Source organism: Paenalicyclobacillus macrosporangiidus, from assembly GCF_900116805.1.
GTDB lineage: Bacteria > Bacillota > Bacilli > Alicyclobacillales > Alicyclobacillaceae > Alicyclobacillus_H > Alicyclobacillus_H macrosporangiidus.
In genome coordinates this window covers 45723-71425 of record NZ_FPBV01000008.1, presented here as the reverse complement: position 1 = coordinate 71425, position 25703 = coordinate 45723, and the positions used below count along the sequence as shown (strand labels likewise).

Annotated in this window: 20 protein-coding genes and 1 other annotated feature; of the genes, 17 read left to right on the top strand and 3 right to left on the bottom strand. The window is 66.6% G+C overall.

Annotation, left to right across the window (positions count from 1 at the left end):
• Position 1 precedes the first annotated feature (1 nt).
• The 4 genes from BM357_RS08725 (at position 2) to BM357_RS08710 (ending at position 4721) form a co-directional block, all read left to right on the top strand.
• Entirely contained in the window at positions 2–970 is a 969-nt protein-coding gene (locus BM357_RS08725) for an ABC transporter ATP-binding protein (protein ID WP_074951761.1), read from the top strand.
• A 37-nt stretch (positions 971–1007) separates the two neighbouring features.
• A complete protein-coding gene (locus BM357_RS08720; protein ID WP_175511488.1) occupies positions 1008–2012 on the top strand; it encodes an ABC transporter permease in 1005 nt (334 codons plus the stop codon).
• Positions 2013–2025: 13 nt separating this feature from the next.
• A complete protein-coding gene (nikC, locus tag BM357_RS08715) occupies positions 2026–2925 on the top strand; it encodes a nickel transporter permease (protein ID WP_074951754.1) in 900 nt (299 codons plus the stop codon).
• Positions 2926–3086: 161 nt separating this feature from the next.
• Positions 3087–4721, top strand: coding sequence for an ABC transporter substrate-binding protein (locus BM357_RS08710; protein WP_074951751.1), 1635 nt, complete (start codon positions 3087–3089; stop codon positions 4719–4721).
• A gap of 104 nt (positions 4722–4825) precedes the next feature.
• On the opposite strand, the gene BM357_RS08705 is transcribed toward BM357_RS08710, so the two are convergent.
• Positions 4826–5287 (bottom strand): IDEAL domain-containing protein, encoded by a 462-nt coding sequence (locus tag BM357_RS08705; RefSeq protein ID WP_074951748.1) that lies wholly within the window; start codon positions 5285–5287, stop codon positions 4826–4828.
• A 290-nt stretch (positions 5288–5577) separates the two neighbouring features.
• Positions 5578–5817 (top strand) — a binding site (T-box leader).
• A gap of 110 nt (positions 5818–5927) precedes the next feature.
• Between BM357_RS08705 and pheS the strand changes: the two genes are divergently transcribed.
• From pheS to BM357_RS08685, 4 genes are all read left to right on the top strand, one after another.
• Positions 5928–6965 carry a phenylalanine--tRNA ligase subunit alpha gene (gene pheS / locus BM357_RS08700; protein WP_074951958.1) on the top strand — a complete coding sequence of 346 codons (1038 nt, stop codon included), beginning with the start codon at positions 5928–5930 and terminating at the stop codon, positions 6963–6965.
• Positions 6966–7019: 54 nt separating this feature from the next.
• The gene (gene pheT / locus BM357_RS08695) at positions 7020–9458 is read left to right on the top strand and encodes a phenylalanine--tRNA ligase subunit beta (RefSeq protein ID WP_074951745.1); all 2439 of its coding nucleotides are present in this window, start codon (positions 7020–7022) and stop codon (positions 9456–9458) included.
• Positions 9459–9514: 56 nt separating this feature from the next.
• Positions 9515–9790, top strand: coding sequence for a cell division protein ZapA (locus BM357_RS08690; protein WP_074951742.1), 276 nt, complete (start codon positions 9515–9517; stop codon positions 9788–9790).
• A gap of 115 nt (positions 9791–9905) precedes the next feature.
• Entirely contained in the window at positions 9906–10412 is a 507-nt protein-coding gene (locus BM357_RS08685) for a CvpA family protein (RefSeq protein ID WP_245783911.1), read from the top strand.
• A 107-nt stretch (positions 10413–10519) separates the two neighbouring features.
• Here BM357_RS08685 and BM357_RS08680 read toward each other — a convergent pair whose 3' ends face one another.
• Positions 10520–10867 carry a phage holin family protein gene (locus BM357_RS08680; protein WP_029420994.1) on the bottom strand — a complete coding sequence of 116 codons (348 nt, stop codon included), beginning with the start codon at positions 10865–10867 and terminating at the stop codon, positions 10520–10522.
• 106 nt (positions 10868–10973) lie between these two features.
• Between BM357_RS08680 and BM357_RS08675 the strand changes: the two genes are divergently transcribed.
• Positions 10974–13334: an endonuclease MutS2 gene (locus BM357_RS08675; protein WP_245783910.1), complete on the top strand. Its 2361-nt coding sequence runs from the start codon at positions 10974–10976 to the stop codon at positions 13332–13334.
• 240 nt (positions 13335–13574) lie between these two features.
• Here the strand turns inward: BM357_RS08675 and BM357_RS08670 are convergent, their stop codons facing one another.
• A complete protein-coding gene (locus BM357_RS08670) occupies positions 13575–16472 on the bottom strand; it encodes a transglycosylase domain-containing protein (protein ID WP_139234637.1) in 2898 nt (965 codons plus the stop codon).
• A 408-nt stretch (positions 16473–16880) separates the two neighbouring features.
• On the opposite strand from BM357_RS08670, the gene tyrS reads away from it, so the two are divergent.
• The 8 genes from tyrS to BM357_RS08630 all read left to right on the top strand — a co-directional run bounded on the left by tyrS (position 16881) and on the right by BM357_RS08630 (position 25673).
• A complete protein-coding gene (gene tyrS, locus BM357_RS08665) occupies positions 16881–18149 on the top strand; it encodes a tyrosine--tRNA ligase (RefSeq protein ID WP_245783909.1) in 1269 nt (422 codons plus the stop codon).
• A 254-nt stretch (positions 18150–18403) separates the two neighbouring features.
• Positions 18404–18985: a sporulation protein YunB gene (locus BM357_RS08660; RefSeq protein ID WP_139234636.1), complete on the top strand. Its 582-nt coding sequence runs from the start codon at positions 18404–18406 to the stop codon at positions 18983–18985.
• Between the two features lie 85 nt (positions 18986–19070).
• Positions 19071–20888 (top strand): methyl-accepting chemotaxis protein, encoded by a 1818-nt coding sequence (locus BM357_RS08655; protein ID WP_074951733.1) that lies wholly within the window; start codon positions 19071–19073, stop codon positions 20886–20888.
• 176 nt (positions 20889–21064) lie between these two features.
• Complete coding sequence (locus tag BM357_RS20480) at positions 21065–22102, top strand: LysM peptidoglycan-binding domain-containing protein (RefSeq protein ID WP_074951729.1); 1038 nt, start codon at positions 21065–21067, stop codon at positions 22100–22102.
• A complete protein-coding gene (locus BM357_RS08645) occupies positions 22077–23093 on the top strand; it encodes a phosphotransferase (RefSeq protein WP_074951726.1) in 1017 nt (338 codons plus the stop codon). Before BM357_RS20480 ends, BM357_RS08645 begins: the two co-directional genes overlap by 26 nt.
• A 96-nt stretch (positions 23094–23189) precedes the next feature.
• Entirely contained in the window at positions 23190–24050 is an 861-nt protein-coding gene (locus BM357_RS08640; RefSeq protein WP_083430324.1) for a nitrilase-related carbon-nitrogen hydrolase, read from the top strand.
• Positions 24047–24898, top strand: coding sequence for an NAD+ synthase (locus BM357_RS08635; protein ID WP_074951723.1), 852 nt, complete (start codon positions 24047–24049; stop codon positions 24896–24898). The genes BM357_RS08640 and BM357_RS08635 overlap by 4 nt, the downstream gene beginning before the upstream one ends.
• A gap of 40 nt (positions 24899–24938) precedes the next feature.
• Positions 24939–25673 (top strand): YebC/PmpR family DNA-binding transcriptional regulator, encoded by a 735-nt coding sequence (locus BM357_RS08630; protein WP_074951720.1) that lies wholly within the window; start codon positions 24939–24941, stop codon positions 25671–25673.
• Positions 25674–25703: the final 30 nt, after the last annotated feature.

Here is a 25703-nt window from a genome sequence, read left to right as displayed (position 1 = left end):
CATGGGCGAGGTGTTGCTCGAGGTCAAAGACCTGAAGACGTACTACCCCATCCGTTCAGGCATCCTGCAGCGGGTGACCGGGTATGTCCGGGCGGTCGACGGCGTATCGTTCACGATTGAGGACGGAGAGACGCTCGGCCTGGTCGGGGAGAGCGGTAGCGGAAAGTCGACCACCGGCCGGTCGATTTTGCGCCTGACCCAGCCGACGGGCGGAGAGGTGTGGTTTCAGGGCAAAAACCTGCTCCGCCTGGATGAACGCGAGATGCGCCCGATGCGGCGGCATCTGCAGATCATCTTTCAGGACCCGTATGCGTCGCTCGACCCGCGCATGACCGTGGGACAGATCTTGGAGGAGCCTCTCTTGGTGCACGGCGTCGAGGACCGCGCCGAGCGCCGCCGGCGGGTGCAGGAGCTGCTCGAGGTGGTCGGCCTGGGCGCCTACCACATGCACCGCTACGCGCACGAATTCAGCGGGGGACAGCGGCAGCGCATCGGGATCGCCCGCGCCCTGGCGCTGCATCCGAAACTGATTGTCGCCGACGAACCGGTCTCCGCCCTGGACGTGAGCATCCAGTCGCAGGTGTTGAATCTGATGCAGGACCTGCAGGAGCAGTTTCAGTTGACTTATCTCTTCATCGCTCACGATCTGAGCGTGGTGCGCCACATCAGCACCCGCATCGGCGTGATGTACCTGGGGCGGTTGGTCGAACTGGGGCCGAGCGAATCCGTGTACGATGAGCCCCTGCACCCATACACGCAGGCCTTGCTGTCTGCGGTTCCGGTGCCGGACCCGGAGGCGAAGCGGGAGCGCATCGTGTTGAAGGGGGACGTGCCGAGCGCGTCCAATCCGCCGTCCGGTTGCGCGTTTCACCCGCGCTGCCCGCACGCGATGGACGTCTGCAAGACGGTCCGACCGGAGTGGAAACAGGTGGCGCCGGGCCGTTTTGTCGCCTGCCATCTGCACGCGTGAAGCGGACACGCGGATTGGAAAAGGGGGGAGGATGGACGTGCTTCAGTACGCGATTCGCCGCATCTTGCAACTGATCCCGGTGCTGTTCGGGGTGTCCATCGTGGTGTTCGCCATCATCCACCTGATCCCGGGCGATCCCGCACAGGTGATCCTGGGGCAGCAGGCGGATCCGCAGACGGTCGCGGACCTGCGCCACAACCTCGGACTGGACAAGCCGCTGTACCAGCAGTACCTGATGTTTCTCGCGCAGCTCCTGCACGGTGACCTCGGGAAGTCCCTGGTGACGCAACAACCCATCGCTTCGGAGATGTTCCCGCATCTGGCGGCGACGGCGGAGCTCACCCTGTTCAGCATGGTGTTCGCCATCGTCGTCGGCGTCAACGCCGGCATTCTGTCGGCCTGGAAGCGCAACACGTGGTTCGACTATGTGGCGATGGTCATCGCGCTGGTCGGCGTGTCGGTCCCCATCTTCTGGCTGGGCCTGATGGAACAGTGGTTGTTCGGGCTGAAACTGCACTGGCTGCCGGTGATTGGGCGGGCGGACCCGCGCGATCCGGTGACGGAGGTCACCCACTTCTATCTGATTGACACCCTGCTCGCCGGGAACGCCCATCAGTTTTGGACCGTCGTGCAGCACCTCATCCTGCCGGGCATCGCGCTGGGGACCATTCCGATGGCGGTCATCGCCCGGATGACCCGTTCCAGCATGCTCGAGGTGCTCAAACATGACTACGTGCGCACGGCGCGGGCCAAGGGATTGGCGGACTTCTGGGTGATCTACAAACACGCGTTGAAGAACTCGTTCGCGCCGGTGCTGACCGTGATCGGTATCCAGTTGGGGTCGCTCTTGGGCGGCGCGGTGTTGACGGAGACCATCTTCGGATGGCCCGGTGTCGGGCTGTACCTGTACAACGGGATCGGCGCGCGCGATTATCCCGTCATTCAGTCCGGGATCCTCGTGCTGTCGGTCATCTTCATTGTGGTCAACCTGATTGTCGATCTCTTGTACGCCTATTTCGATCCGCGGATCCAGTACAAGTGACGGGAGGGACGTTATGAACGCAAACGGACAAACGGCGGACGTTCCGGTCGAGGCGGTCCTGCGCACACCGCCGAAGCGCTCCGTCTGGGTGGACGCGTGGAAGCGCCTGAAGCGGCAGCGGGCCGCGATGGTGGGCGGGAGCCTGGTCGCGCTCTTCATCGTGATTGGCCTGTTGGCGCCCGTCCTCGCGCCGTACGATCCGACGGCTCAAGATCTGAGTCATCACCTGCAGCCTGCTTCCGCGCAGCACTGGCTGGGGACGGACGAGGCTGGCCGCGACGAACTCTCCCGTCTCCTGTACGGGGCGCGGATCTCGCTGACCATCGGGTTTTTCTCGGTGGTCTCCTCGCTGATTGTCGGGGCGCTGCTCGGCCTCGTGGCAGGGTTTTTCGGCGGTTGGGCGGATGTGTTGATCTCGCGCGTCTTCGATGTGATGCTGGCCTTTCCGAGCATCCTGTTGGCCATCGCCATCGTCGCCATCCTCGGCCCGGGGCTGTTCAATGCCCTCCTGGCCGTCGCCATCATCAACGTGCCGACCTACGGGCGATTGATTCGATCCCGGGTGTTGAGCGTCAAGCAGGAGGAGTACGTGTTGGCCTGCCGCGCCCTGGGGATGTCCAATGCGCGGCTGCTGTTTCGCCATGTGCTGCCCAACAGTTGGGCGCCCCTGATTGTGCAGGCGACGCTCGGCATCGGCACCGCCATCCTCGATGCGGCGGCGCTCGGATTTCTCGGTCTGGGTGCACAGCCCCCGAGCCCGGAATGGGGGAAAATGCTGTCCGACGCGAAGGATTACATCTCGAATGCCCCCTGGATTGTCGCGGCCCCTGGCATTGCCATCGCCCTCAGCGTGCTCGGCTTCAATCTGTTCGGGGATGGCCTGCGCGACGCGCTGGATCCGAAGATGAAGTGACCGCGCGTGCGCGCGGGCAGGAGGCTGGGCCGGCGCCCCGGGCGGGCGTCGGCCAACCGGCCGGCCGGATTGACGGGTCCACGACACCCTAAGTATACTGAACATATCTATTCTATTTTGATTTCAGAGATTACAAACCAAGGCGAAGAGGGGGAAGATGCGTGGGCACTCGATGGTACGCGGCAGGAGGGGCAGCGGCCGCGCTGTTGTTCCTGTTGGCCGGATGCGGGGGAACCCCCGCGAGCACCAATGCGGCGTCCAACGCCGGTGGCGGCACCGCCTCCGCGGGGAAAACGCTGGTGTTCGGACGGGGCGGGGACAGCGTCAAACTGGATCCCGCCGATGTGACGGACGGGGAATCGTTCCGCGTCACCGAGCAGATCTATGAGACGCTGGTGAACTACAAACCGGGGACGTTCGACATCGTGCCGGGCCTGGCGACGGACTGGACCACTTCCAGCGACGGGCTCAAGTGGACGTTCCATCTGCGCCAAGGCGTCAAATTCCAAGACGGTACCGATTTCAACGCGGACGCCGTGGTGTTCAACTTCAACCGCTGGATGGACAAATCGAATCCGTACCACAAAGGCGACTTCGAGTATTTTGCATCGATGTTCGGCGGATTCAAGGGCGATCCCGGCCTCGTCCTCCAGGACGTGAAGAAGGTCGATGATTACACGGTCGAGGTGGATCTCAAGCATCCGTTCGCGCCGTTCTTGGCGGATATGGCCATGCCATGCTTCGCGATCGCCTCTCCGAAAGACATTCAAGACCACCAGGGAGACATCTCGCGCAATCCCGTCGGGACGGGACCGTTCACCTTCGTGAGCTGGACGCAGAATGACAAGATTGTGCTGAAGAAAAACTCGAATTATTGGCAAAACGGCCTGCCGCACCTGGATCAGGTCGTGTTCCAAGTGATCCAGGACAACAAGGCGCGTCTCAACGCGTTGCAGTCGGGCGAGCTGGACATCATCGACGGCGTGAACCCGGCCGACGTGCAGACCATCAAGTCGGATCCGAACCTGCAGTTGTTCCTGCGCCCGAGCAACAACGTCGGGTACTTGGCGTTCAACACGCAGAAGAAGCCGTTCAACGACGTCCGAGTGCGCCAAGCCATCAACATGGCCATCGACAAGAAGGCCATTGTCGACGCCTATTTCAACGGCTTGGCGGAACCGGCGGCGACGCCGCTGCCCCCGACGATGTGGGGGAACGACCCGTCCATCCAGAGCTATCCCGTCGACATCGAAAAGGCCAAGCAACTCCTGGCGGAGGCCGGATACCCGAACGGGTTCCAAACGGAGCTGTGGGTGATGCCCGTGGCGCGCCCGTACATGCCGGATCCGCCGAAGATCGCCGCCGCGATTCAGGCGGACCTGAAGAAGATCGGCATCGATGCCAGGATTGTGACATACGACTGGGCGACTTATCTGAAGAAGACCGCGAACGGAGAACACACCATGTGTCTGTTGGGGTGGAATGGTGACAACGGCGATCCGGACGACTTCCTGTACGTCCTGCTCGACTCGGATAACGCCAAGGCGCCTGCGCAGAACGTGGCGTTCTATGTCAACCCGCAGGTCCACCAGCTGCTGACGCAAGCGCAGAAGGAGACCGACCAACAGAAACGGGCGCAGCTCTATCAGCAGGCAGAACAGATCATCTATAAAGAGGCGCCGTGGGTACCGTTGGATCACTCGACACCGCCGCTGGCGGCCAGCAAGAAGGTCACCGGATTCGTTCCGTCTCCCACCGGCTCGGATTCGCTATTGAACGTCGACATCCAGGGTTAAACCGCACATGGAACGCCGTGGCGCTTGCGGGAGGATCACAAGGGCCGCCGTTTCCCGGTGGGGGAGAACGGCGGCCCTCCGTCATGGCGGGCGGATAGGAGTCATCAGGGCGTGTTGCTGGTGAAGCGGCGCTGGGAAGACTGGACGCGCAACGTCTTGGACGGGTGCGCGATGGCCAAGTCCATCGGATGGACGATGCGGCAGCTGCGTTGGATAGCCTGCCAGTCGCCCGCATCGACAGCACGCCACTCGCTCTTAAACCGAAAGCCGGCGCTGCGCAGCCGGTCGTAAAACGTCAGCCCGTACGGGTCCCGCCATCCGTTGCTGTCCCACTCGTCCTCCGGTACCGCGAACACGGTCGGCTGCGGGCAATCGGGCAGCTGCAGCTTGACGACCGTCTTCGTGTCGCGATCGTGCATCACCAGGACGGGGGCTTGGTCGACCGACTCCACGGGTTGGACGACAAATTGCTCCCAGTCGGCGGACGTCAGGCGCATGAACAGCTCCCTGTCGCGGTGATCCAGTGCGTAGTCGATGAGGAGGTCGCGCAGCATTTGGAGAATCATACACGCCACACCAGCCTTTTTTTGGTCCGCTGGGCGCCGGATGCGGCGGGCGGGTTCCGCCGGCCCGCGCCCACGCCGGGAATTAAGACGGAATAGTCTGACAGAACGACTGCACCTGGCACTGACAGGAGCGACCCGTTTGCTCATATCATATGCTGTTTTGCGGATAAAAGACAGAGGGTTATGAAGGGTCCGCTGGATTTCTTGGACAAGTGGTTGCGAACGGAGGCCGGGTTCCATTATACTTCGCATAGACCGGCGGCCTTCGCGCCCGGAAGGATTCGGATTGGACAACGGCGAGGAAAGGGAGAGTAACGGCCGTTCCCCTCACAGGGAGCCCAGCCGCGACTGAGAGCGGGGCAGGCGGGATGGTCGTGAAGTTCACCCTGGAGCTGCGCGGCTGAAGGCGGGACACCTGTTGGTAGGCGGCGCCGTCCGGTGCACGTTACGCACCATGGAGTGGATGATCATCCGCACGGGCGCGGAGGGTCATCAACAAGGGTGGTACCACGGAGCAGTTCGTCCCTTGAGGGCGGGCTGCTCATTCATTTTCATCTCCGGGGAACCCGGGCGGCGGGTTGCGCGCCGGGTTCCGGCCGGTGCAAGGTCACAAGGGGGTCGGACTGTGGACGTCAAGGAATTGGAAACCGCCGTCCTGCAGGTGCAGCGGGAGGCGGAGGACGCCTTGGGGCAGGTGCAGGACGCGCGCGCGCTGGACGAGTGGCGGGTCCGCTATCTGGGGAAGAAGAGCGCCCTGTCCCAGGTGATGCGGCAGATGGGCACGCTGCCCGCCGAGGAGCGGCCGCGGGCCGGCGAGGTGGTCAACCGCTGCCGGGAGCGCCTGCAGGCGGCGTGGGAGGCGGCGCGCACCGCGCTGTCCGAGCGGTTGCTGGCCGAGCGCCTGGCGTCCGAGCGGATCGACGTCACGCTGCCGGGGCGAAGGCAAGAACGAGGCGCCCTGCATCCCTCGGTGCGGGTCATTCAGGAAGTGGAGGATATCTTCCTGGGGATGGGGTTCTCCATCGCCGAGGGACCCGAGGTGGAGACGGACGAATACAACTTTGAGAAGCTCAACCTGCCCCAGGATCACCCCGCCCGGGACATGCAGGACACCTTTTACCTGACCGACACGCTCCTTCTGCGGACGCACACCTCGCCGATGCAGGTGCGGACGATGGAACGGATGCGGCCCCAGGCACCAGTCAAGGTGATTGTGCCGGGGCGCGTCTACCGCCGCGACGAGGACGACGCCACGCACTCGCACGCCTTCAACCAAATTGAAGGTTTGGTGGTGGACGAAGGCATCCGCATGAGCGATCTCAAAGGCGTGCTCGAGCAGTTCGCACGCGCCATGTTCGGGCCGGAACAGGCGGTCCGGCTGCGGCCCAGCTTCTTTCCGTTCACGGAGCCGAGCGCCGAGGTGGACGTTCTCTGCATCAACTGCGGGGGCGCCGGGTGCCGCGTGTGCAAGGAGACGGGCTGGATTGAGATCCTCGGCGCGGGCATGGTACATCCTCACGTGCTCGACGGGGCCGGGTACGACAGCCGCCGGTTCAACGGATTCGCCTTCGGCATGGGTGTGGAGCGCATCGCCATGTTGAAATACGGGATCGAGGACATCCGGCACCTGTACCAAAACGATCTGCGCCTGCTCCGGCAATTCGCGCGCCCGGTGTGAGTGTGGCGGGATGTGAGGAACGCCGTGAGCGTGAGGATGTGAGGAGGTTCTCGCATGAAATTGTCCTATCAGTGGCTGTGTGAGTACGTGGATGTCCGCGACATCTCCCCCGAGGCGCTGGCGGACAAGTTGACGTCGGCGGGCTTGGAGGTGGAGGCGGTGACGCCACGAAACCAAGGGGTGCGCGGCGTGGTCGTGGGGCAGGTGTTGACCTGTGAGCCGCACCCGAACGCTGACCGTCTGAAGGTGTGCACGGTGGACGCGGGGGTGGGCGAGGCGCTCACCATCGTCTGCGGGGCCCCCAATGTCCGGGCCGGACAGAAGGTGCCGACCGCCCTGCCCGGAGCCACGCTTCCGGGCGGCCGCTCCATCGGGAAGGTCAAGCTCCGGGGCGTGGAGTCCAACGGGATGCTCTGCTCCGCCCAGGAGATTGGCCTGGAGGTGAAGCTGCTGCCCAAGGAGCAGACCGAAGGTCTGTTCCTCCTCCCGGACGACGCACCCGTCGGCGCGGATGTCGTGACGCTTTTGCACCTGGACGACGTCGTGCTGGAGATTGGCCTCACGCCCAATCGCAGCGATTGCCTGTCGATGCGGGGGCTGGCGTACGAGGTGGGGGCCCTGTACGATCGGCCGGTGCGGTTCCCATCGCCGGCGGAACCGGCTGCATCCGGTGCGTCCCCCGTGCGGGTGACCCTCGAGACGGAGCGCTGCCCGCGTTATGATGCCCAGGTGATCACGGGCCTCACGCCGAAGCCGTCGCCCCTGTGGATGCAAATGCGGCTGCTCGCCATGGGCGTCCGCCCCATCAACCTGATGGTCGACGTCACGAACTACGTGATGTTGGAATGGGGGCAACCCCTGCACGCGTTCGACTTCGGGCAGGTCCGCGGGGGCCACATCGTCGTGAGGCAAGCGCGGCCGGGAGAACGCCTGGTCACGCTGGACGGGCAGGAACGGGAATTGAAAGAGGACACCATCGTCATTGCGGATCCCGAACGGGCCATCGGCATCGCCGGGGTGATGGGTGGCGAGAATTCCGAGGTCAGCGCGGCGACGCGCCAGGTGGTGATTGAATCGGCCGCCTTCGACGCCGCTTCGGTGCGGCGCACCGGGCAGCGGTTGGGGCTGCGGTCGGAGGCGCAGCAGCGGTTTGAAAAGGGGATCGATCCGGTCGCCATCCGGGCCGCCCTCCTCCGCGCGGCGGAGCTCCTGTGCGAACTCGGCGGCGGCCGTCGCGAGGGCGGCGTGGTGTCAGTCGTGCGCGGCCAGCCGTCACAGCCGCATACGGTGGCATTCTCCCCGGCGCGCTGCAACCGGCTGCTCGGCACGGACATCTCCGCCGAGACCATGCGCGGCGTATTCCGCCGACTCGGGTTCACGGTCGAGGAATCGTCACCGGATCTGTGGCGCATCGAGGTGCCGACGCGCCGCCCGGACATCACCCTGGAGGCGGACCTGGCGGAAGAAGTGGCGCGGCTCGTCGGATACGAGGCCATCCCGTCGACGCTGCCCTTTGGCGCCACGACAGCCGGGGTGCGCACCCCGAGTCAACGCCTGCGCAAGCGGACGCGTGAGGTCCTGACCGGGATGGGGATGACCGAGGTGTTCACCTACGCCCTGACGCATCCGGGGTCCCTCGACGCGCTGCGCGTCGGGCCAGATGCTCCGTACCGTCAGATGATCTCGCTGCGCATGCCGATGTCGGAGGAGCGGTCGGTCCTGCGCACGCACCTGCTGCCCAGTCTGGCCCAGGTAGCCCAGTACAACCTGGCCCGAGACGTCGCGGGCGGGCGGGTGTTCGAGATCGCGCGCGTATACCTGCCGGCCCGGTTGCCGCTTGACGAACAGCCCAGCGAGCGGACGCAGTGGGCGGGGTTGTGGTTCGGCGTGACCGAGGCGGACGTTTGGAACCGGCCGCGTGCGTACGATTTTTACGACGCCAAAGGCGTCGTGGAGGGGTGGCTGGGCGCCTTCGGTTGGTTGGACCAGGCGGAGTTCCGGCCGGCGTCCGCACCGTGGCTGCACCCCGGCCGGTCGGCCGAGGTGTGGTTGGACGGCGAGCGCATCGGCAGCTTCGGGGAACTGCATCCGGAGACGGCGGCGGCGTTCGAACTGGATGTGGCGGTCTACGCCGAGTTTGACCTCGATCTCCTGGTGCCCCGCCTGTCCGACCGGTGGCTGGTGACGCCCCTGCCGCGGCATCCCGCCTCGCGGCGGGACCTGGCCGTGGTGGTGGGGCGCGACGTCCCGGCGGACGCCCTGTTGGCCGCGGCGCGGGAAGCGGCCCGGGAGGGCGGCGAGAACCTGTTGGAGGACATCCGGGTCTTCGACGTGTACACCGGTTCGGGTGTGCCGGAGGGCATGAAGAGCGTCGCCATCCGCCTGACCTGCCGCGCGCAGGATCGGACGTTGACGGATGACGAGGTGGACGCGTTGGTCGGGCGCGTGCTGGCGGCTTGGACCGCGCGATTTGCCGCCGTCCTGCGCGGATAGAGGGGCAGGAATTCGCGGGCGGAGGACGAAATCAACGGGAAGGAGGGAGCCGATCCATGGGCACGGAGAACAATCATCGCATTCGCGTCACCATCTGTGGACAGGAGTACACCGTGCGCGGCCCGGCGAGCGAGGCGCATCTGCGTGAGGTCGCACAGCTGGTGGACGCGGTGATGCAGCGCGTCGCAGCGGCCAACCCGAATTTAGATCTGCGCCGCCAGGCCGTGCTGGCCGCGCTCAACATCGCGGACGACCTGGTTCGGCTCCAACAGGAGTACCGGGAGTTGCTGGAATTGTTGGACCAACAGACCCGGTCTTCATCCACCCGTTGAAGGCGCCGCCCGGCCTGTGCAGGCAGAGGGCCGCAGGCCGTGTGTCGGCGGTCACCGTGCGCCCTGGCGGGCGTGCGTCCCGGTGGAGGGGATCGCGGATAGGAGCGTTGTGCAGGTGGATCTGCTGGATCTCGTGATCGTGGCTGTGATTGCCCTGGGTGGTTGGAACGGCTACCGGCTGGGGCTGGTGCGTCAAGTGACCCGCCTGTGCGGCGGGATCGCCGCCTATGCATTGGCGTGGTGGCTTCGGCCGTACGTCCAGCCGGCGGTGGCCAGTTGGATTGGGCAGGTGCAATCCGCGAACGTCCGTCCCGGTGTCGCGGCCTTGCTGCTGGGAGATCTGTCCGGTGCCGTGTCGTTCGCCGCGGTGTTCCTGCTGTCGTGGGTGCTGCTCCGGTACACGGCGGGGTTGGTGGACGCGGTGTTTCACCTGCCCGTCCTGTCCCTGGTCAACCGTCTGGCCGGGCTGGTCGGCGGTGTTGCGCTGGCCCTGCTCTTCGTCTATGTCGCCGTCTTGGTCATGAACCACGTGGAAAACGACAGACTGCAGGCGCAGTTGACGAATTCGAGCGTCGTGTCGTGGCTCGACGCGCAGACCCGAAACGCCGCAGGCTTGCGCTAGGCCGCGCTCGGGCGCCGCAGGCGGTCCGGGTTCAGCGGGGGTGCACGAAGCAGAACAGGACAAAAGCGGGCTGTCCCATGGAGCGGACAGCCCGCTTTCGCGCGGCGTCACGTTTCTCGCTTACGGCGCAGTTCGGTGGGCACGAACAGATCGATGATCCCGATGACGAGTGACGCCAACAACGCCCCGAGGACGGTGACTCGCATGCCGGGGACGAACATCTGTGCGATGTACAGGACCACCGCACCGGAGATGAACCCCACGATGCCGCGGCCATAGGGCGACATTCTGCGGCCGAACAGCGCCTCGATGGCCCAACCCAACAACGCGATCACGACGGCGGCGAGGAGCGCGGTCCAGAAGTTCACCACGCCGAATCCCGGCACGAGGAATCCGACGAACATCAGAACCAACGCGGATACCACGAACCGGACCACGGTTCCGATGATGTTCATGTAGCTCCTCCTTTCGTCTGACGTATCGTTATCTTTCCCAGCCTTTCATCGGGCATGTGGTACAATAGATGGGATTTCTGGGCCGGCCCGGCCGACGGGGCCCGGCATGGACAAGGCAGGGTGGCACGGCATGCAGGAACGCGTGTTGCACATTCTTGAATACGACAAGGTTCGCCAGCACGTCCGCGGCTTTGCGGCGACCCGGCTGGGGCAGGAACGGCTGGAACAGATGCGGCCGCTGTCCTCCATCGCCGAGGCGGAGGCGGAGCTGGCGGCGGTGGATGAAGCGCTGCGGATGCTGCTTCGCCGCGGCGGGATCCCGTTTGGCGGCATCCGCGACATCCGCCCGCACCTGCGGAAGGCGGCCATCGGCGGCGTGCTCACGGCCGGGGACCTGAACGAGGTGGCGTTCTTCATCGCCGGGGGCCGGCGGGCCCGGACGGCGATTGAGGCGGCCGCCGAGGCGATGGACATCCCCCGCCTGCAGGAGATGGCTGCCGGCCTGTTCGACGCGCGACAGACGGAGCTGGAACTCCGCCAGGCGATTGATGAGGATGGCCTGGTTCTGGATCAGGCCAGTCCGGAACTGCGCCGCATCCGGAACCAGCGCCGGGCGGAGGAGGCCCGGATCCGGGAACGGCTGGACCAGATGGTGCGGCACCTGCAGCGTTGGCTGCAGGACCCGGTGGTGACCGTGCGCGGGGACAGCTTTTGCCTGCCCGTGCGGGTGGAGTTCAAGAACCAGGTCCCGGGCGTCGTGCACGACGTGTCGTCCTCGGGCGCCACGGTGTTCATCGAACCCCAGGAGATTGTCCAGATGAGCGCCCGCGTGCGCGCCTTGGCGGCGGAGGAGGACCGCGAGATCGAGCGGGTGCTGCAGCGGCTCTCCGGCGTGGTGGCGGCCGTGGCCGAACCGTTGGCGGAAAATGCCGAGCGCCTGGCGACCCTCGACGCCTGGATGGCGAAGGCGGAGTACGCCCGGCGGGAGGACGCGCAGCGGCCGCGGCTTCGCACGGACGGGGTTTGGCGCCTGACGGGCGCGCGGCATCCGTTGATCCCGAAGGAGGCGGCGGTCCCCATCGACATCCGCCTGGGGGACGACTTCCGGATGGTGATCATCACCGGGCCGAACACCGGCGGGAAGACGGTGACCCTGAAGACCGTGGGCCTGTTGACCCTGCTCGCCATGTCCGGCTGCTTTCTGACGACGAGATCGCCCAGCGACATCGGTTGGTGCGGTGAGGTCTTCGCGGACATCGGCGATGAGCAGAGCATCGAACAGAGTTTGTCCACCTTCTCGTCCCACATGCGCAACATCATCGGGATGCTCGAGCACGTGGGCCCGGACAGCCTGGTGCTGCTCGACGAGCTCGGCGCCGGGACCGACCCGGCGGAGGGCGCGGCCCTGTCGATGGCGATTCTGGACTGGCTGAAGGCGCGCGGGGCTCGGGTGGTGGCGACGACCCACTACGCGGAGCTGAAGGCGTACGCTTTCCGGGAGCCTGCGGCCATCAACGCCAGCGTCGAGTTCGACGTCGACACGCTGCGCCCCACGTACCGTCTGTTGCTGGGCGTGCCCGGGAGATCCAACGCGTTGGCCATCGCGGCCCGCCTCGGCATGCCGGAGACCTTGATTGACCAGGCGCGCCATCACCTGCGCACGGACGATGTCCGCGTCGAGGACCTGATTGCCCAACTGGAAGCGGCGCGGCGGGAAGCGGAGCGCCTGCGCGCGGAGGCGGAACAGGAGCTCGCGGAGGCGCGGCGCGAACGCGCACAGTGGGTTCAGGAACGGGAGGCGTTCGAGCAGTCGGTGGAGCAGGCGCGGGAGGCCGCGTTGCGCGAGGCGCGCGAGGTGGTGGCGAGAGCCCGCACCGAGGCGGAGCGCGTCATCCGGGAGCTGCGCGATCGCCAGCGCGGCGGCCCGGTGAAGGACCACGAGCTGGTCGAGCTTCGCAAGGCGCTGGAGGACGCCCTGCCGGAGGAGCGGCGGGTGGCGCGGCGCAAGGGGGGCGACGCCGGGCGCGCGGCCGTGGGCAGCACCGTGCGGGTGCTGTCGGTCGGGCAGAAGGGCGAGGTCGTGGAGCGCTCGGCCGACGGACGGGAGTTGACGGTTCAACTGGGGATGCTGCGGATGAAGGTGCCGGTGGACGACGTCGAGGTGCTCTCCGCCGCACCGGAGCGGGTGCAGGCGGTCCGGACCGTGAAGCGGTCGGTGCAGACGGTCCCGCTGCAACTCGACATCCGCGGACAGACCGTCGAGGAGGCGCTGCCGTCCGTGGATCGGTATCTGGATCAGGCGGTCCTGAGCGGTCTGCCGCGGGTGACCATCATCCACGGGAAGGGGACCGGCGCCCTGCGCGACGGCGTTCGCCGCTACCTGTCCAAGCATCCGCACGTGTCGTCCTGGGCGCCCGGTGGTCCGGGCGAAGGCGGCGACGGCGCCACGGTGGTCGAATTGAAGTGAGTTGACACACGCCGCCCTCCGCTTCGACTCTTACGAGAGACGCTTCGCGCGGCGTGTGCCAACCATCACGAAGACGGCGGAACAAGGCTGCGGCTGGCGTCTATCGAACTGGTCCCCCCACCACATACTCCGGGTGACGGTGGGTGTGTTGCGGAGCGGTTCGCTTTAGTTCAGAAGCGGAGCAACACACCCACCGTCCCTTTCGCGCAGGAGCGGAGCGGTACGCCCACCGGTGCGGGGTCAGCCGCGCGCTCTGGCCGGGAGCCCGCCCGGCCAGAGCAGATCGGGCAGCCCGGTGGTGTTGCCGGTGTCCGCGCCGCCCTTGCCGCGGCCCTGTCCCGGAGGCGTTCGCTGGCCGTTGACGGTGTTGCCCGTTCCGCCCGACCCGCCGGTGGAATTTCCCTGGCCCGGCGGGGTGCCGCCGGAGCCTTCGCCGCCCGGCAGGACGACGCTGGCGGCAGGGGAGGGCGGCGAGATGCCGCTCGGGGACATGGCGTACACCTGGTAGTACAGGGTACTTGCGCCCGCGGGCAGGTTCGTGTCGGTGAACGTGGTCCGCGCGATTGGTCCTGCGACGTTGACATACGGGCCGCCGGGGGCGGTCGCCCGCCACACGGTGTAGCCGTTGGCGCCTGCCACCGGACTCCACTGCAACTGTACGCCCCCTTGCGTGAACGTTGCCTGAACCTGGTTCGGGGCGGGAAGGGGCGGCTCGACCGTCTGCTGTCCCGGATGGCTCAGGACGGTGCCGCCGCGCGGATCGGCCTGCGTCGGCACGTATTCAGCGCTGTCGTTGGTCACGGTGCCGTCCGGCACCTGCTCCGGCGGGATGATGAACAGCCCGGTCCGGATCTCCGCAGGCGGCGTGTTGGTCGTGGCCAGGTAACGTTTTCCGTTGACCACGGTGTACAGCGCCTGGACATGGGCGGTGCACGGGGTCGCCGGTTCCGTCCCCTGGATGAACAGCTCCGTGTACACGTCCCCGTCTTCTTTGCACAGGTCGGTCGGCAGCATCCCCGATTTCTTGCACACCGCCACGCTCACGATGCCGGGGGGACGCGGGAAGGGCGATGTGGGCGGAGCGGCCTTCAGCAGCGGATCCATGATCCTGTCCCAGACGGTGAACTTGAGGTTGTATACACTTTCATCGATCGGCTGGTGATGATTGTAGCCCATCCAGATGCCCATGGTGTACTTCTGGGTGTAGCCGATGAACCACCCGTCTGCACGGGAGTCCGTCGTCCCCGTCTTGCCCGCGATGTAGTAGCCCGGGAAGTGGGCGCCGACCCCGGGCGTTGCGGTTCCGCCCGGCGCATACACCACGTCGTGCAGGATATCGGTCATCACGTACGCCGTCTGCGGCGAGAACACCTTGGTCGCCGAGGGCTGGAACTGGTACAGCGGATTGCCGTCGCGATCGACAATCTTGCTGATCAGGTACGGGTGGCGCCACACGCCCTGGTTCGGAAAGACGGTGTAGGCGCTGGTCATCTGTTGCACCGTCAGGCCGTTGGTCATGCCGCCGATGGCGACGGCCGCATTCTGCAGGTCCTCCGGTGCCAGGGTGGGCTGGCCGTTGAGGGTCTTGGCCTGGGTGGAGATGCCCATCTTCTCCAGGTAGCTCCCCCCGATGCCCTTGCTGTACCGGGTATACGCCTTGATGGCCGGGACGTTGTACGAGGACGTCAGCGCCTGGCGCACGGTGACCACCCCGTGCCACTCGCGGTCGTCATTTTTCGGTGCCCACAGTTGGCCGTCTCCGCCCCGGTAGCTGACGGGCGCGTCCAGGATGGGCGTGGCTGCGGTGATCCGGTTCTGGTCCAGGGCCGGCCCGTAGTCGAGCAGGGGCTTGATGGAAGACCCGGGTTGCCGCGCGATGATGGTGTGGTCCACGCTGTCGCGGGCGTAATCGCGCCCGCCGCCGATGGCGACGATGCCACCGGTCTGGTTGTCAATCAGGGTGACCCCGGCCTCATACAGGTCCACGACCGGCTTGCCGTTCTGCGTGATCACCTTGCCGTTGGCGTCTTTGGCCACCTGGTTGGTGTTGCCGAACAGCTTGTCGTCCGCGAGCACGCTTTCCACCTGGTTCTGCGCCTTGAGGTCAATGGACGTGTAGATCTTGTACCCGGCCGTCGGCAGGGCCTTGAGTGCGTCTTCCACACTGGAGTACCGGCCCGACTGGACGAGGTACTGCGCCGCCAGGGGCCGGATCTCGTCGATCATCAGGTACGGATGCTGCGTGTACGCGCTGCTCTTCGGCTCGGGCTGGATGTCCTTTTTGATGTCGTACTTCAGCGCCGCCTGGTACTGCGCATCGTCGATCATGCCATTCGCCCGCATCTGGTCCAGGATGTAGTGCTGGCGGGAGATGGTGTTGTCCAGGTGGTCGTACGGCGAGAAAAGGCTGGCGTTGTTCGGGATGGCCGCCAGCAGAGCGGCCTCGGGCAAGTTCAGATCCTTCGGGTCTTTGTGAAAAAGGATCTGGGAAGCGGCTTTCACCCCGTACACCTGGCTGCTCCCCATCTGGCCCATGTAGACCCAGTTCATGTAATCGGTCAGGATCTCGTCCTTTGTCAGCATGTGGTTGACTTCCAGGGCCAGGGCGATCTCCTGGATTTTGCGTTTCAGGGTGCGCTGTTGGTCAGGAAAAATGGCCAATTTGACGGTCTGCTGCGTGATGGTGCTGGCGCCGCTCTGGATCTGGTGGTGCAGGACGTCCTGCACGAAGGCGCGCGCCATCGCCATCGGGTTGATGCCGATGTTCTGGTAGAACGTCTTGTCCTCCGCCGCGATGAAGGCGTTGACCAGATTTTTGGACACCTGGTCCAGCGACGTGATGGGTTCCCGGTCCCCTTCCGCCGTAAAGCGTCCAATCACCTGGCCGTGCACGTCGTACACGACGGTCGGCTGGCTGAGATTGGTGAACGTATCGGCGCTGATGGCGGGGAGCCCCTTGAGCATGGACGCGGCGTATCCGACCGCCGCACCGGTCCCCGTCACCACGAGGGCGCCGAGTGCGGAGCCCGCCACCGCCAGGCCACGCCACACCCAGCGGCGCCCTTCCCGTTTGGCGGCCCGTTTTCGGGGCCGCGGTGCCGGCCGGCGCCCGGACGGTGGTCTGGTTTGGTTGGCCATCCTGCGCTCACTCTCCTCTCGTTGGACCGATTATATCACAGGGCTGGAGACAACTCGCCGCGTCCGTTGACAGGCCAAACCGGGCTCTGCTATACTGACGCAAAATTTGTCCGTCGCCGGCGCCGCCCGACGGAGGTGGCATTCGGCCGGCGATGTGCCGACGAAGAAGGTGAAGTACGCGCGCCTGCGGCGTTCCAGAGAGCCGGTGGGGGGTGTGAACCGGCCGCCCGGCGCGCGGAAGGTACGCCTTCGGAGGCGTGGCGGCGCCAGTCGCCACCGGTGGTTCCGTTATCGCCAAAGAGCGGCCGCCTGCGGGCGGCAAGCAGGGTGGTACCGCGAGCGATGCGCCTCGTCCCCGCATGGGGAGGGGCGCTTGATGTTTTTTGATGGAGAGAGGGTGTTTCGACGGTGACGCAAGACAGGACAACGGCGCAGCCGGCGCCGCAGGAGATCTCGCTGAATGCGGCCCAGGAAAGGGAAGTCGAACGTCAGCTCGAGGTGATCCAGCGCGGGACCGCGGAGATTGTGCCCATCGAGGACTTGGTCCACAAGTTGCGGCGGTCCGTGGCCACAGGGCAGCCGTTGCGGCTGAAACTCGGCATGGATCCGTCGTCGCCCGACATCCACCTCGGGCACACAGTCGTCCTGCAGAAAATCCGCCAGCTTCAGGACCTCGGGCACATCTGCCATCTCATCATCGGGGACTTCACCGGGCGCATTGGCGATCCCACGGGCAAGTCGGAGACCCGCCGGCAGCTCACCGCCGAGGAGGTTCATGAAAATGCCCGCACCTACGTCCAGCAGGTGCTCAAAGTCCTTCATCCCGACCGCACGGAGATTGTCCGCAACGCCGACTGGCTGGCGCCCCTGACCTTCTCGGACGTGGTGCGGCTGGCGTCGGTTCTGACGGTGGCGCGCATGCTGGAGCGGGAGGACTTTCAGAAACGCTTTCAGGAGAACCGTCCCATCCACATTCACGAGTTCTTCTATCCCTTGATGCAGGCGTACGACTCGGTCCATCTGCATACGGACATCGAGTTCGGGGGCACCGACCAGAAGTTCAACTTGCTGATGGGCCGGACGCTACAGAAGGAGTTCGGGCAAGAGCCGCAGGTGGCCGTCATGATGCCCATCCTCGAGGGGCTCGACGGCGTGCAGAAGATGTCGAAGAGCCTGGGGAACTACATCGGGATCGACGAACCGCCCAAGGAGATGTGGGGCAAGGTGATGTCCATCCCGGACGACCTGATGCCGAAGTACTTCGAGCTCCTCTCCGGCGTGTCCGTCGAGGAGCTGCGCCACATTCAGGCGGGCCTGCGGGACGGCAGCCTCCACCCGCGGGACGCCAAGATGCGGCTGGCGAAGGAGTTGGTGACGCGCTTCCTCGGTGCCGAGGCGGCTGCCGAGGCGGAGACGAACTGGAAGGCGGTGTTCCAGCAGGGCGGCCTCCCGCAGGACATCCCCGAAGTGCGGATCCAGCCCGGGCCTCGTTGGTTGGTCAAGGCTTTGGTGGAGTTGGGGCTCGCCACCAGCAACAGCGAGGCCCGGCGGGCCATCGAGCAGGGCGGCGTGCGCGTGAACGGGGAGCGCGTCGCGGACGTGAACGCCGAGGTGGACCTCCGGGATGGGACCGTGCTCCAGGTGGGCAAGCGCCGGTTTGTGCGCTGCCGCGCCTGAGCCGCGGCACGCCGCGGTGGCCGTTGTAGGAGGCCCCTGCCGAGCTGCCGCGCGCCCTGGCTTGTCCGCGGAGACGGGGCCCCCGGCTCGTCTCCATCCCCCCTCTGCCGCATATACATCGGCGAGGGGGGATTTTTCTGTCCTACCAGACCTTTCGCCCCGCGCGCCGCGGGGGTTCCCGTCCTTCCGTCCCGGTCCGCAGGCGCTGGCTGAGGTGGGCGTGGCCGCTCGCTGCCGTGGCGGGGCTGTGGGGGATGGCCGAGTGGAAATTGCGGCCCGCCATCGCCGCGGCGGCGCAGGGGGTGGCGGTGCGGGCCGCGACGGAGGCGCTCAACGCCGCGGTGACCGAAGCGTTGGTCACCGGCACGGACATGTCGCACGTCTTGGTGATTGACGACCGGGACGCGGAGGGGATACGCGTCGCCCACTTCGATTTCACCCAGGTCGCCCGCGCGCAGGCAGCGGCCACCCAACGGGCCGAGGCGCACCTGCGCGACCTGTCGGCGCAGACCCTGCGCCTACCGGCCGCGCATGCGGTCGGCGGGGTGCTTCTGACGAACCTCGGCGTCACGCTGCCGGTGCGGGTGAACATGATGGGCGCCGTGCATTCGTCGGTGGCTGCGGAAGTGCGATCCGTCGGCGTCAACCAGACGGTCCATACCCTTCACCTCGATCTCACCGCCGACGTGCAGGCGGTCACCCCGCTGGTGATGGCGCCGGCGCACGTGCGGACGCGGGTGTTGCTCGCCTACGTGGTCCTCAACGGCGAGGTGCCGGGCACCTACTTCGGCGGACCGGGGGTAGGTGGCGTCGCCGTCCCGGCCCCGGCGCGCTGACCACATGCTGCCATTATCAGAGGAAATTGTGCGAGTTCGGTCGAATATAGCGGAGGATATTCGATACGACGGGCAGGTGGCAGACATGGAGGAACAGCAACAGTGGGAGAACCTCGGCACCGAGGGTGGGGACGGGCCCATCCCGCAAGAGACGGGCAGGGCAGGACGTTGGACGCGCCTGCAGCGGCTGCTGCCGGAGTTCGTCTCCATCAAATGGAAGGTGGGCGGCGCCTTCGTCACGGTATTGGTGCTGCTGTTGGCGCTCGGACTCGTCAGCCTGGCGCGTCTGTCCGCGCTTCAGTCTGAGGTGGAGACGCTGGCCAACCACGATCTGCAGGTGGTGCAGAAGGCGAGCCAGCTGATGTCGGACGTTCAGGATATGGACACCGGCATGTTGTCGTATTTGGCCACGGGCAACGATACGCTGTTGAGCCAGACCTACGAGCCGGCGAAACAGCGGTATCCGCAGGACGTGAAGGTACTGCGGGATCTGCTTGCGGGAACCACGACGTCGCGGTCGTACCTGGAGAAGGCGGCACCGGTCATCGACGACTGGGTCAAAATCGCCGACCAACTGATTGACATGCGGCGCTCGGGACACGGCGAGCAGGCCAACAACGCCATGGCCTCGGGCAACAGCCGGCCGATGGTGCAGGACATCCGCGATAACCTCACCAACCTCATCGTCCGCAGCCAGAACAACGCCGCGCAGCGCGCCGCGGATCTGCACCGGATGGTGACGCAGACGCAGATCCTCATCATCGTGATCACGGTGTTGGCGGTGGCCGTGGCGCTGCTGCTCGGCACAGGGGTTTCGCTCAGCACGCCGCGCCATCTGCGGCGCGTCATCGGCATCTTGGAAGACATCGCGTCCGCGGACGGAGACCTGCGGCGACGGATTGAAGGGGTACACAGCCGCGACGAGGTCCAGCGGTTGGCGGAGACCACCAACCGCCTGCTGGAGAGCGTAGGCGGACTGGTGCGCCGCGTGGCGGGGGCGTCGGAGTCGGTGGCCGCGAGCGCCGAGCAGTTGACGGCGTCGACGGAAGAGACGGCGCGGGCGGTCAGCGGGATCGCGGAGACGGCGAGCGAGTTCGCGTCCATCTCCGACCGTGCGACGCAGGCGCTGGGTCGCATGCGGGACTCCCTGTCGGATGTCAAGGCCCACACGGACCAGGTGGCCGAGCAGGCGGACCAGGTGGCGCAGGTGATGGGCGTGGTCGTCGCGGCCACCGACCGAGGCCGGGCATCGGTGCAGGAGGCGCGTTCGACGATGTCGGAGGTGCACCAGACGGCGGAGTCGACGCAGGAGCAGATTGCGCAGTTGGCCGAGTCCGCCCAGCGGATCTCGAAGATCTCCGGCACCATCCGCGGCATCGCGGAACAGACCAACCTGCTCGCGCTCAACGCCGCCATCGAAGCGGCCCGGGCGGGCGAGGCCGGGCGCGGGTTCGCGGTCGTCGCCCAGGAGGTGCGCAAGTTGGCGGAACAGAGCCGCGACGCGACGCGCGAGATCGAGCAGATCATCAAGGAGAACCAGGCGCTGACGGAACAGGTGGCGCAGTCGATGCGCGACGGGGTCTCGGCCATTGCGCTCGGGGTACAGGTGACGGAACGGACCACGCAGGCCTTCGACGAAATCGCCCGCTCCGTTGACACCGTCGCGCCCGCGACCGCAGCCATCCTGGAACAGGTCCGCGAGCAGACGCGCCTCACGCAACAGACGCTGGAGGCGGTCCAGTCGGTGTGGACGTACATGGAGCAGGTGGCGGCGGGATCGCAGGAGAATGCCGCCAGCACCGAGGAGAGCCTGGCGACGGTGGAGGAGATCGCCGCGTCCGCCCAGGAGCTCGCCCGTCTGGCGCAGGAGTTGCAGAACTTGGTCGGACGGTTCCAGGTGTAGGGACAAAAACGGGGGCGGAGCCTCCTCTGGGGAGCATGGCGGGGCCGCTTTCCGCGCAGCAGCGGAGGCGGCCTTTTCCATGCCCAATTTTTCGGGCCGGAGGGCACGCGTTGGGCGCCCGCATATACTGGCAGCGTCGAGCGTGAGATGGGCCGGCGCCAAGAGGAGGTCGACGCATGAAAAAATACGTGGTTAAAAAGGGTGACACCATGGGGAGCATCAGCAAGGCGCACGGTTTGCGCCTGAGCCTGCTGATGGCCGCCAATCCACAGATCACCGATCCAAACCGCCTGCAGCCGGGCCAGGTGATCTACATCCCGGAACTGGAAAAACCGGCGCTGCCGACGATCCCTGCGAAAGCGCCGGGAGGACCTCCCGCGGGGCCGCCTGGCGGTGCCCCGGCGGGGCCTGGACCCGGGCACGGGCCGGGCGCGGCGCACACCGCACCGGAGCCGGCGGGGAGCCCGGTGGCGCAGCCGGGCGCACAGACGCCCCCATATTTTGGATTCGTGTGGCCGCACGTGGTGCAGCCTGGAGAGACATGGGAACGCATCGCGCAGCAGTACGGGGTGTCGGTCGATCAGTTGCGCAGGCTGAATCCGACCTTGGGGCAGGCCCTTCAGGAAGGGGATGTCGTCTACGTGCCGGGCCTCGGGGGAGCGATTGCCGCGCAGGGACTCCAACCGGTGGCGGCGCCCGGGTTCGCTCCCGCCCAGACCCCGATGCCGCCCGCCGGGCCGATGCCGCCGGGCGCACCGGGAACGCCTTCCGTGCCATCCGGGGTGCCGTATGCGGTGCCGGGGATGCCGTTCACGCCTGCACCGGCTCCCGGGATGCCTTACGTGCCCGGGATATCGGAGTTGCCTGGACCGCACACCCATTATCCGTACCGCGCGATGGGCGCGTTGGGGCGGCCGGTGTGGGCTCACCTCTACCGGCACCCTGGCGTCTACCCGACGCTCCCCTACGCCGTGCCTTGCGGCGTCCACCCAGGGTACGGCTATTGGCCGGTGAGCCCCTGGCCGACTCCGTTGACCTGGTACGTGGACTGGGAGGAGAGCTCCTCCTGGGTGTCTTGGAGTTCCAGCGTGCCCCGCGTCCGTTCCGGCGGGGAGGCGAGTGACGCCGTTGAGGCGGCGGATGGAAGCACCGGGGTGTGGCGAGATGTGTACCCGGAGTGGAATGACGATGGTCCCGCAGCGTCGCGCGCCTGACCGGGCGGCCACGGACTGGCTGGCGGATCTTCGGCGGGCCTACGGACTGAAAGTGGACGCGGTGGTGCGGATGAAGACGGTCACCGGGTTGGTCGACACCCGCGGGCGGCGATGGGTGTGGAAGCGGTCGGCAGGCCGGTCGCAGGAGCCACGGTTGCGGGCGATGGCCGCCGTCTCGGCCTGTCTGGCGCCGTTCGGCATCCCGTTTGCCGGACCGGTCCCCAACCGGGCAGGCGTGTACCTCACGCGGCTCGGGGGCGGCGAGACCGGGCACCTGCAGCCGTGGCTGCCCGGCCGGCACGCCGATTACACCCAGCGCCAGGAACGGCTCTCGGCCGTCGCCACGCTGGCCGCCATGCACCACGCCGCGCGGGGGGCCTGGGTCTGCGCGGACCCGGCGCTGTACCGCGGCACCCTGTATCAAAAACTGTGGTTCAAGCGCCGGTTGCTGGAGACGCTGTGGCCGCAGGCGGAAGCGTGTGTCCCGGCGCTCCGCGGCCTGCACGAGGAGGTCCGCCGTGCCGCCGAGCTGGCTCTGACTGCGGTGCTCCCGGCGGGATCCAGCGCGGGGAATCGGCCATGGGAACGGATGACGTTCTGCCACCGGGACGTCGCGCCGCACAATCTGCTTTGGCAAGGGGACGGGCCGCTGGCCGTCATCGACTTCGACCTGGCGGGAGTGGACGATCCGCTGGTCGACGTGATGCAGGTGTCCAACCACGCCATCTTCCTGGGCGCCCCCCTCCGGGGCCATTTCGCCGAACTGGTGGACGTGTACGCACGGGTCCATCCGCTGTCACCGACCGGGGAGCAGGCGCTCTGGCGGGTGCTCGGGTTTCCCGATCTCCTGGCCCGCGCCGTCGCCGAATGGGCGCGAACGGGCGCCGACGGCAGGGACGCGCGGCCGACGTGGCGGTTGGTGCACGCCGCGAGAAGGCAGGCGGAGCATCTCAAGGCTTGGTCCGAGGCCGTGCGGGGGCTGCCGGTGTAGGGGGACAGGGCGGTTGCGTTGCCCGGGTGCGGGAGTATACTGAAAGGCGGACAACGCACCGCCGGCCGCGGCGGTCTTTACAAGGAGCGTGACAGCGTGACGCAGCGCATCCAGGTGGCCCTGGGCCAGGTGCGCCCCGTCCTCGGGGACGTCGGAAAGAACGTGGACAAGCACCTCGAATGGATGGAGGAAGCCCGACGTCGGGGGGCGGATGTCGTCGTGTTCCCGGAGCTCGGCCTGACCGGGTACCAGGTGATGGACTTGACGCTCGAGGTCGCCCGGCCTCTGTCGCACCCGGACATCACCCGCCTGGTCCGCGAGAGCCGCGGGATTGACGTGGTGTTCAGCTTTGTCGAGGAATCGGAGGCGCATCTGTTCCACATCGCCAGCGTGTACGCGTCCGGCGGTGACATTCGGGCGGTGCACCGCAAAGTCTATCTGCCGACGTACGGCATGTTTGACGAAGGACGCTATCTGGCCGCCGGAAGCGGATTTCACACCTTCCAGAGCCGCCTCGGACAGACCGGAATGCTCATCTGCGAAGACGCCTGGCACGTCTCCAGCCCCTATCTGCTGGCGCTCGGCGGAGCCACTTGCCTGGTGCTGCCCTCCGCCAGCCCTGCGCGCAACGTCATGGAGCAGGGGGACTTCGGATCGCAAGCGTTCTGGCGCCAGCTGTTGCAGGTGTACGCGCAATTGTTCGGGGTGTACATCGTGTTCGTCAACCGGGTCGGGTTCGAGGACGGTGTCAGCTTCTTCGGCGGGTCGGGGGTCGTGTCCCCGCTGGGGGAGTGGGTATACGAGGCCCCGTCCATCGAAGAGGGGTTGTACACGGCAGAGATCGATCCCGGTGTCATCCGGCGCGCCCGGTACGGGACGCCGATGCTGCGGGATGAACGGGCGGACCTGGTGTGGCGCGCACTGGGGCGGCTCGTCGACGGGGGGTGGCGCGGATGAGGCCGGAGATTGAACGGCGGCTGCGTTTGAACACGGACTTGGCGGCGCGGGTCCTCACCGCATTCATCCGCGAAGAGGTGGAGAAAGCCGGTTTCCAGCGGGTGATTCTCGGGTTGTCCGGCGGGATCGACTCGGCGTTGGCGGCCTACCTGGCGGCCCGCGCCCTCGGGCCGGAGCGCGTCCAGGCGGTCATGATGCCGTACCGGACCAGCAGCCCCGCCAGCCTGGAGGATGCCCGGCGGGTGGTGGACGATCTCGGCCTGCCGGCGCTGACGGTGCCAATCACACCCGCGGTGGACGCGTACTTCGAACAGATGGACGCGCTGCTCGGCGAGCCGGCGCCGCCCTTGCGCCGCGGCAATCGCATGGCCCGGGAACGGATGGCCACCTTGTTCGACCTGTCCGCCCACTTCGGGGCGCTCGTGCTCGGGACGAGCAACAAGACGGAACTGCTGTTGGGGTATGGCACGCAGTTCGGGGATATGGCCAGTGCGCTCAACCCCATCGGCGACCTGTACAAATACCAGGTCCGCCAGTTGGCGGCCGCGGTCGGCGTGCCGCCGAGCATTCTGAACAAGGCGCCCAGTGCGGACCTGTGGGAAGATCAGACGGACGAGCGGGAGCTCGGATTTGGCTATGACGAGGCGGACGAGGTGCTGTACCAATTGGTGGATCTGCGCCTGTCCGTCGAGGAGATCGCTGCGCGCGGCTATGACGAGCGGTTCGTCCGGCTGCTGGCGGGGCGCGTTCGGCGAAACCAGTACAAGCGCAAACCGCCCATCATCGCCAAACTGTCCGGGCGGACCGTCGGCGTCGACTTTCGCTACCTGCGCGACTGGGGGCTGTGAGTCCCGCCGGCGCAGTGCGGAAATGGGAGGAGGAATCACGGTGGCAGGGCACTCGAAATGGCACAATATCCAGCGGCGCAAAGGGAAGCAGGACGCCGTGCGCGGCCAGCTGTTCACGAAACTGTCGCGCGACATCTACCTGGCGGCCAAGGAGGGAGGCGGAAATCCGGAGACCAATTTCCGCCTCAAGACGGCCATCGAGCGCGCCCGGCAGAACAACATGCCCACGGACAACATCGCGCGCACCATCGCCAAGGCCACGGGCGGCATTCAAGGGGTCACGTATGAAGAATTGATGTACGAAGGCTACGGGCCCCACGGCGTGGCCATCATGATGGATATCGTCACGGACAACCGCAACCGGACGGCGGCGGATATCCGACACATCTTCACGAAGCGCGGCGGCAACCTGGGCGAGAGCGGATGCGTGGCGTGGATGTTCAAGCGGGAAGGTCAGATCACCGTTCACCGCGGGGACTACCGGGGGACGGTGGACGACCTGATGATGCTGGCGCTCGACGCGGGCGCGGAGGACCTGCGGGAAGAGGAGGACGCGTTCATCATCGTCACCAGCGTGGAGGCGTTCAATGCGGTGCGGACGGCCTTGGAGAATGCCGGGGTCCCCATTGCGGACGCGGAGTTGACATACGAACCCCAGACCACGGTACCGCTTGCGGGCGACGCGTTGGATCAGGTGTTGGACCTGATTGACGCCCTGGAGGCGCACGACGACGTGCAGAACGTGTACGCCAACGTGGAGGCGGCGGAAGCCTGAGGCGGGTGCCGGGCGGGTGTGGCCGGAGCG

Bases quoted from the DNA above. Each gene is read 5' to 3' on its own strand.
- BM357_RS08680 (WP_029420994.1), bottom strand. From the start codon at position 10,867: ATGAACATCATCGGAACCGTGGTCCGGTTCGTGGTATCCGCGTTGGTT.
- BM357_RS08705 (WP_074951748.1), bottom strand. From the start codon at position 5,287: ATGATTCTCCAAATGCTGCGCGACCTCCTCATCGACTACGCACTGGAT.
- BM357_RS08635 (WP_074951723.1), top strand. From the start codon at position 24,047: ATGAGGCCGGAGATTGAACGGCGGCTGCGTTTGAACACGGACTTGGCG.
- BM357_RS08655 (WP_074951733.1), top strand. From the start codon at position 19,071: ATGGAGGAACAGCAACAGTGGGAGAACCTCGGCACCGAGGGTGGGGAC.
- BM357_RS08725 (WP_074951761.1), top strand. From the start codon at position 2: ATGGGCGAGGTGTTGCTCGAGGTCAAAGACCTGAAGACGTACTACCCC.
- BM357_RS08645 (WP_074951726.1), top strand. From the start codon at position 22,077: ATGGTCCCGCAGCGTCGCGCGCCTGACCGGGCGGCCACGGACTGGCTG.
- BM357_RS20480 (WP_074951729.1), top strand. From the start codon at position 21,065: ATGAAAAAATACGTGGTTAAAAAGGGTGACACCATGGGGAGCATCAGC.
- BM357_RS08660 (WP_139234636.1), top strand. From the start codon at position 18,404: ATGGCCGAGTGGAAATTGCGGCCCGCCATCGCCGCGGCGGCGCAGGGG.
- BM357_RS08670 (WP_139234637.1), bottom strand. From the start codon at position 16,472: ATGGCCAACCAAACCAGACCACCGTCCGGGCGCCGGCCGGCACCGCGG.
- pheT (WP_074951745.1), top strand. From the start codon at position 7,020: ATGAAATTGTCCTATCAGTGGCTGTGTGAGTACGTGGATGTCCGCGAC.
- BM357_RS08690 (WP_074951742.1), top strand. From the start codon at position 9,515: ATGGGCACGGAGAACAATCATCGCATTCGCGTCACCATCTGTGGACAG.
- BM357_RS08675 (WP_245783910.1), top strand. From the start codon at position 10,974: ATGGACAAGGCAGGGTGGCACGGCATGCAGGAACGCGTGTTGCACATT.
- nikC (WP_074951754.1), top strand. From the start codon at position 2,026: ATGAACGCAAACGGACAAACGGCGGACGTTCCGGTCGAGGCGGTCCTG.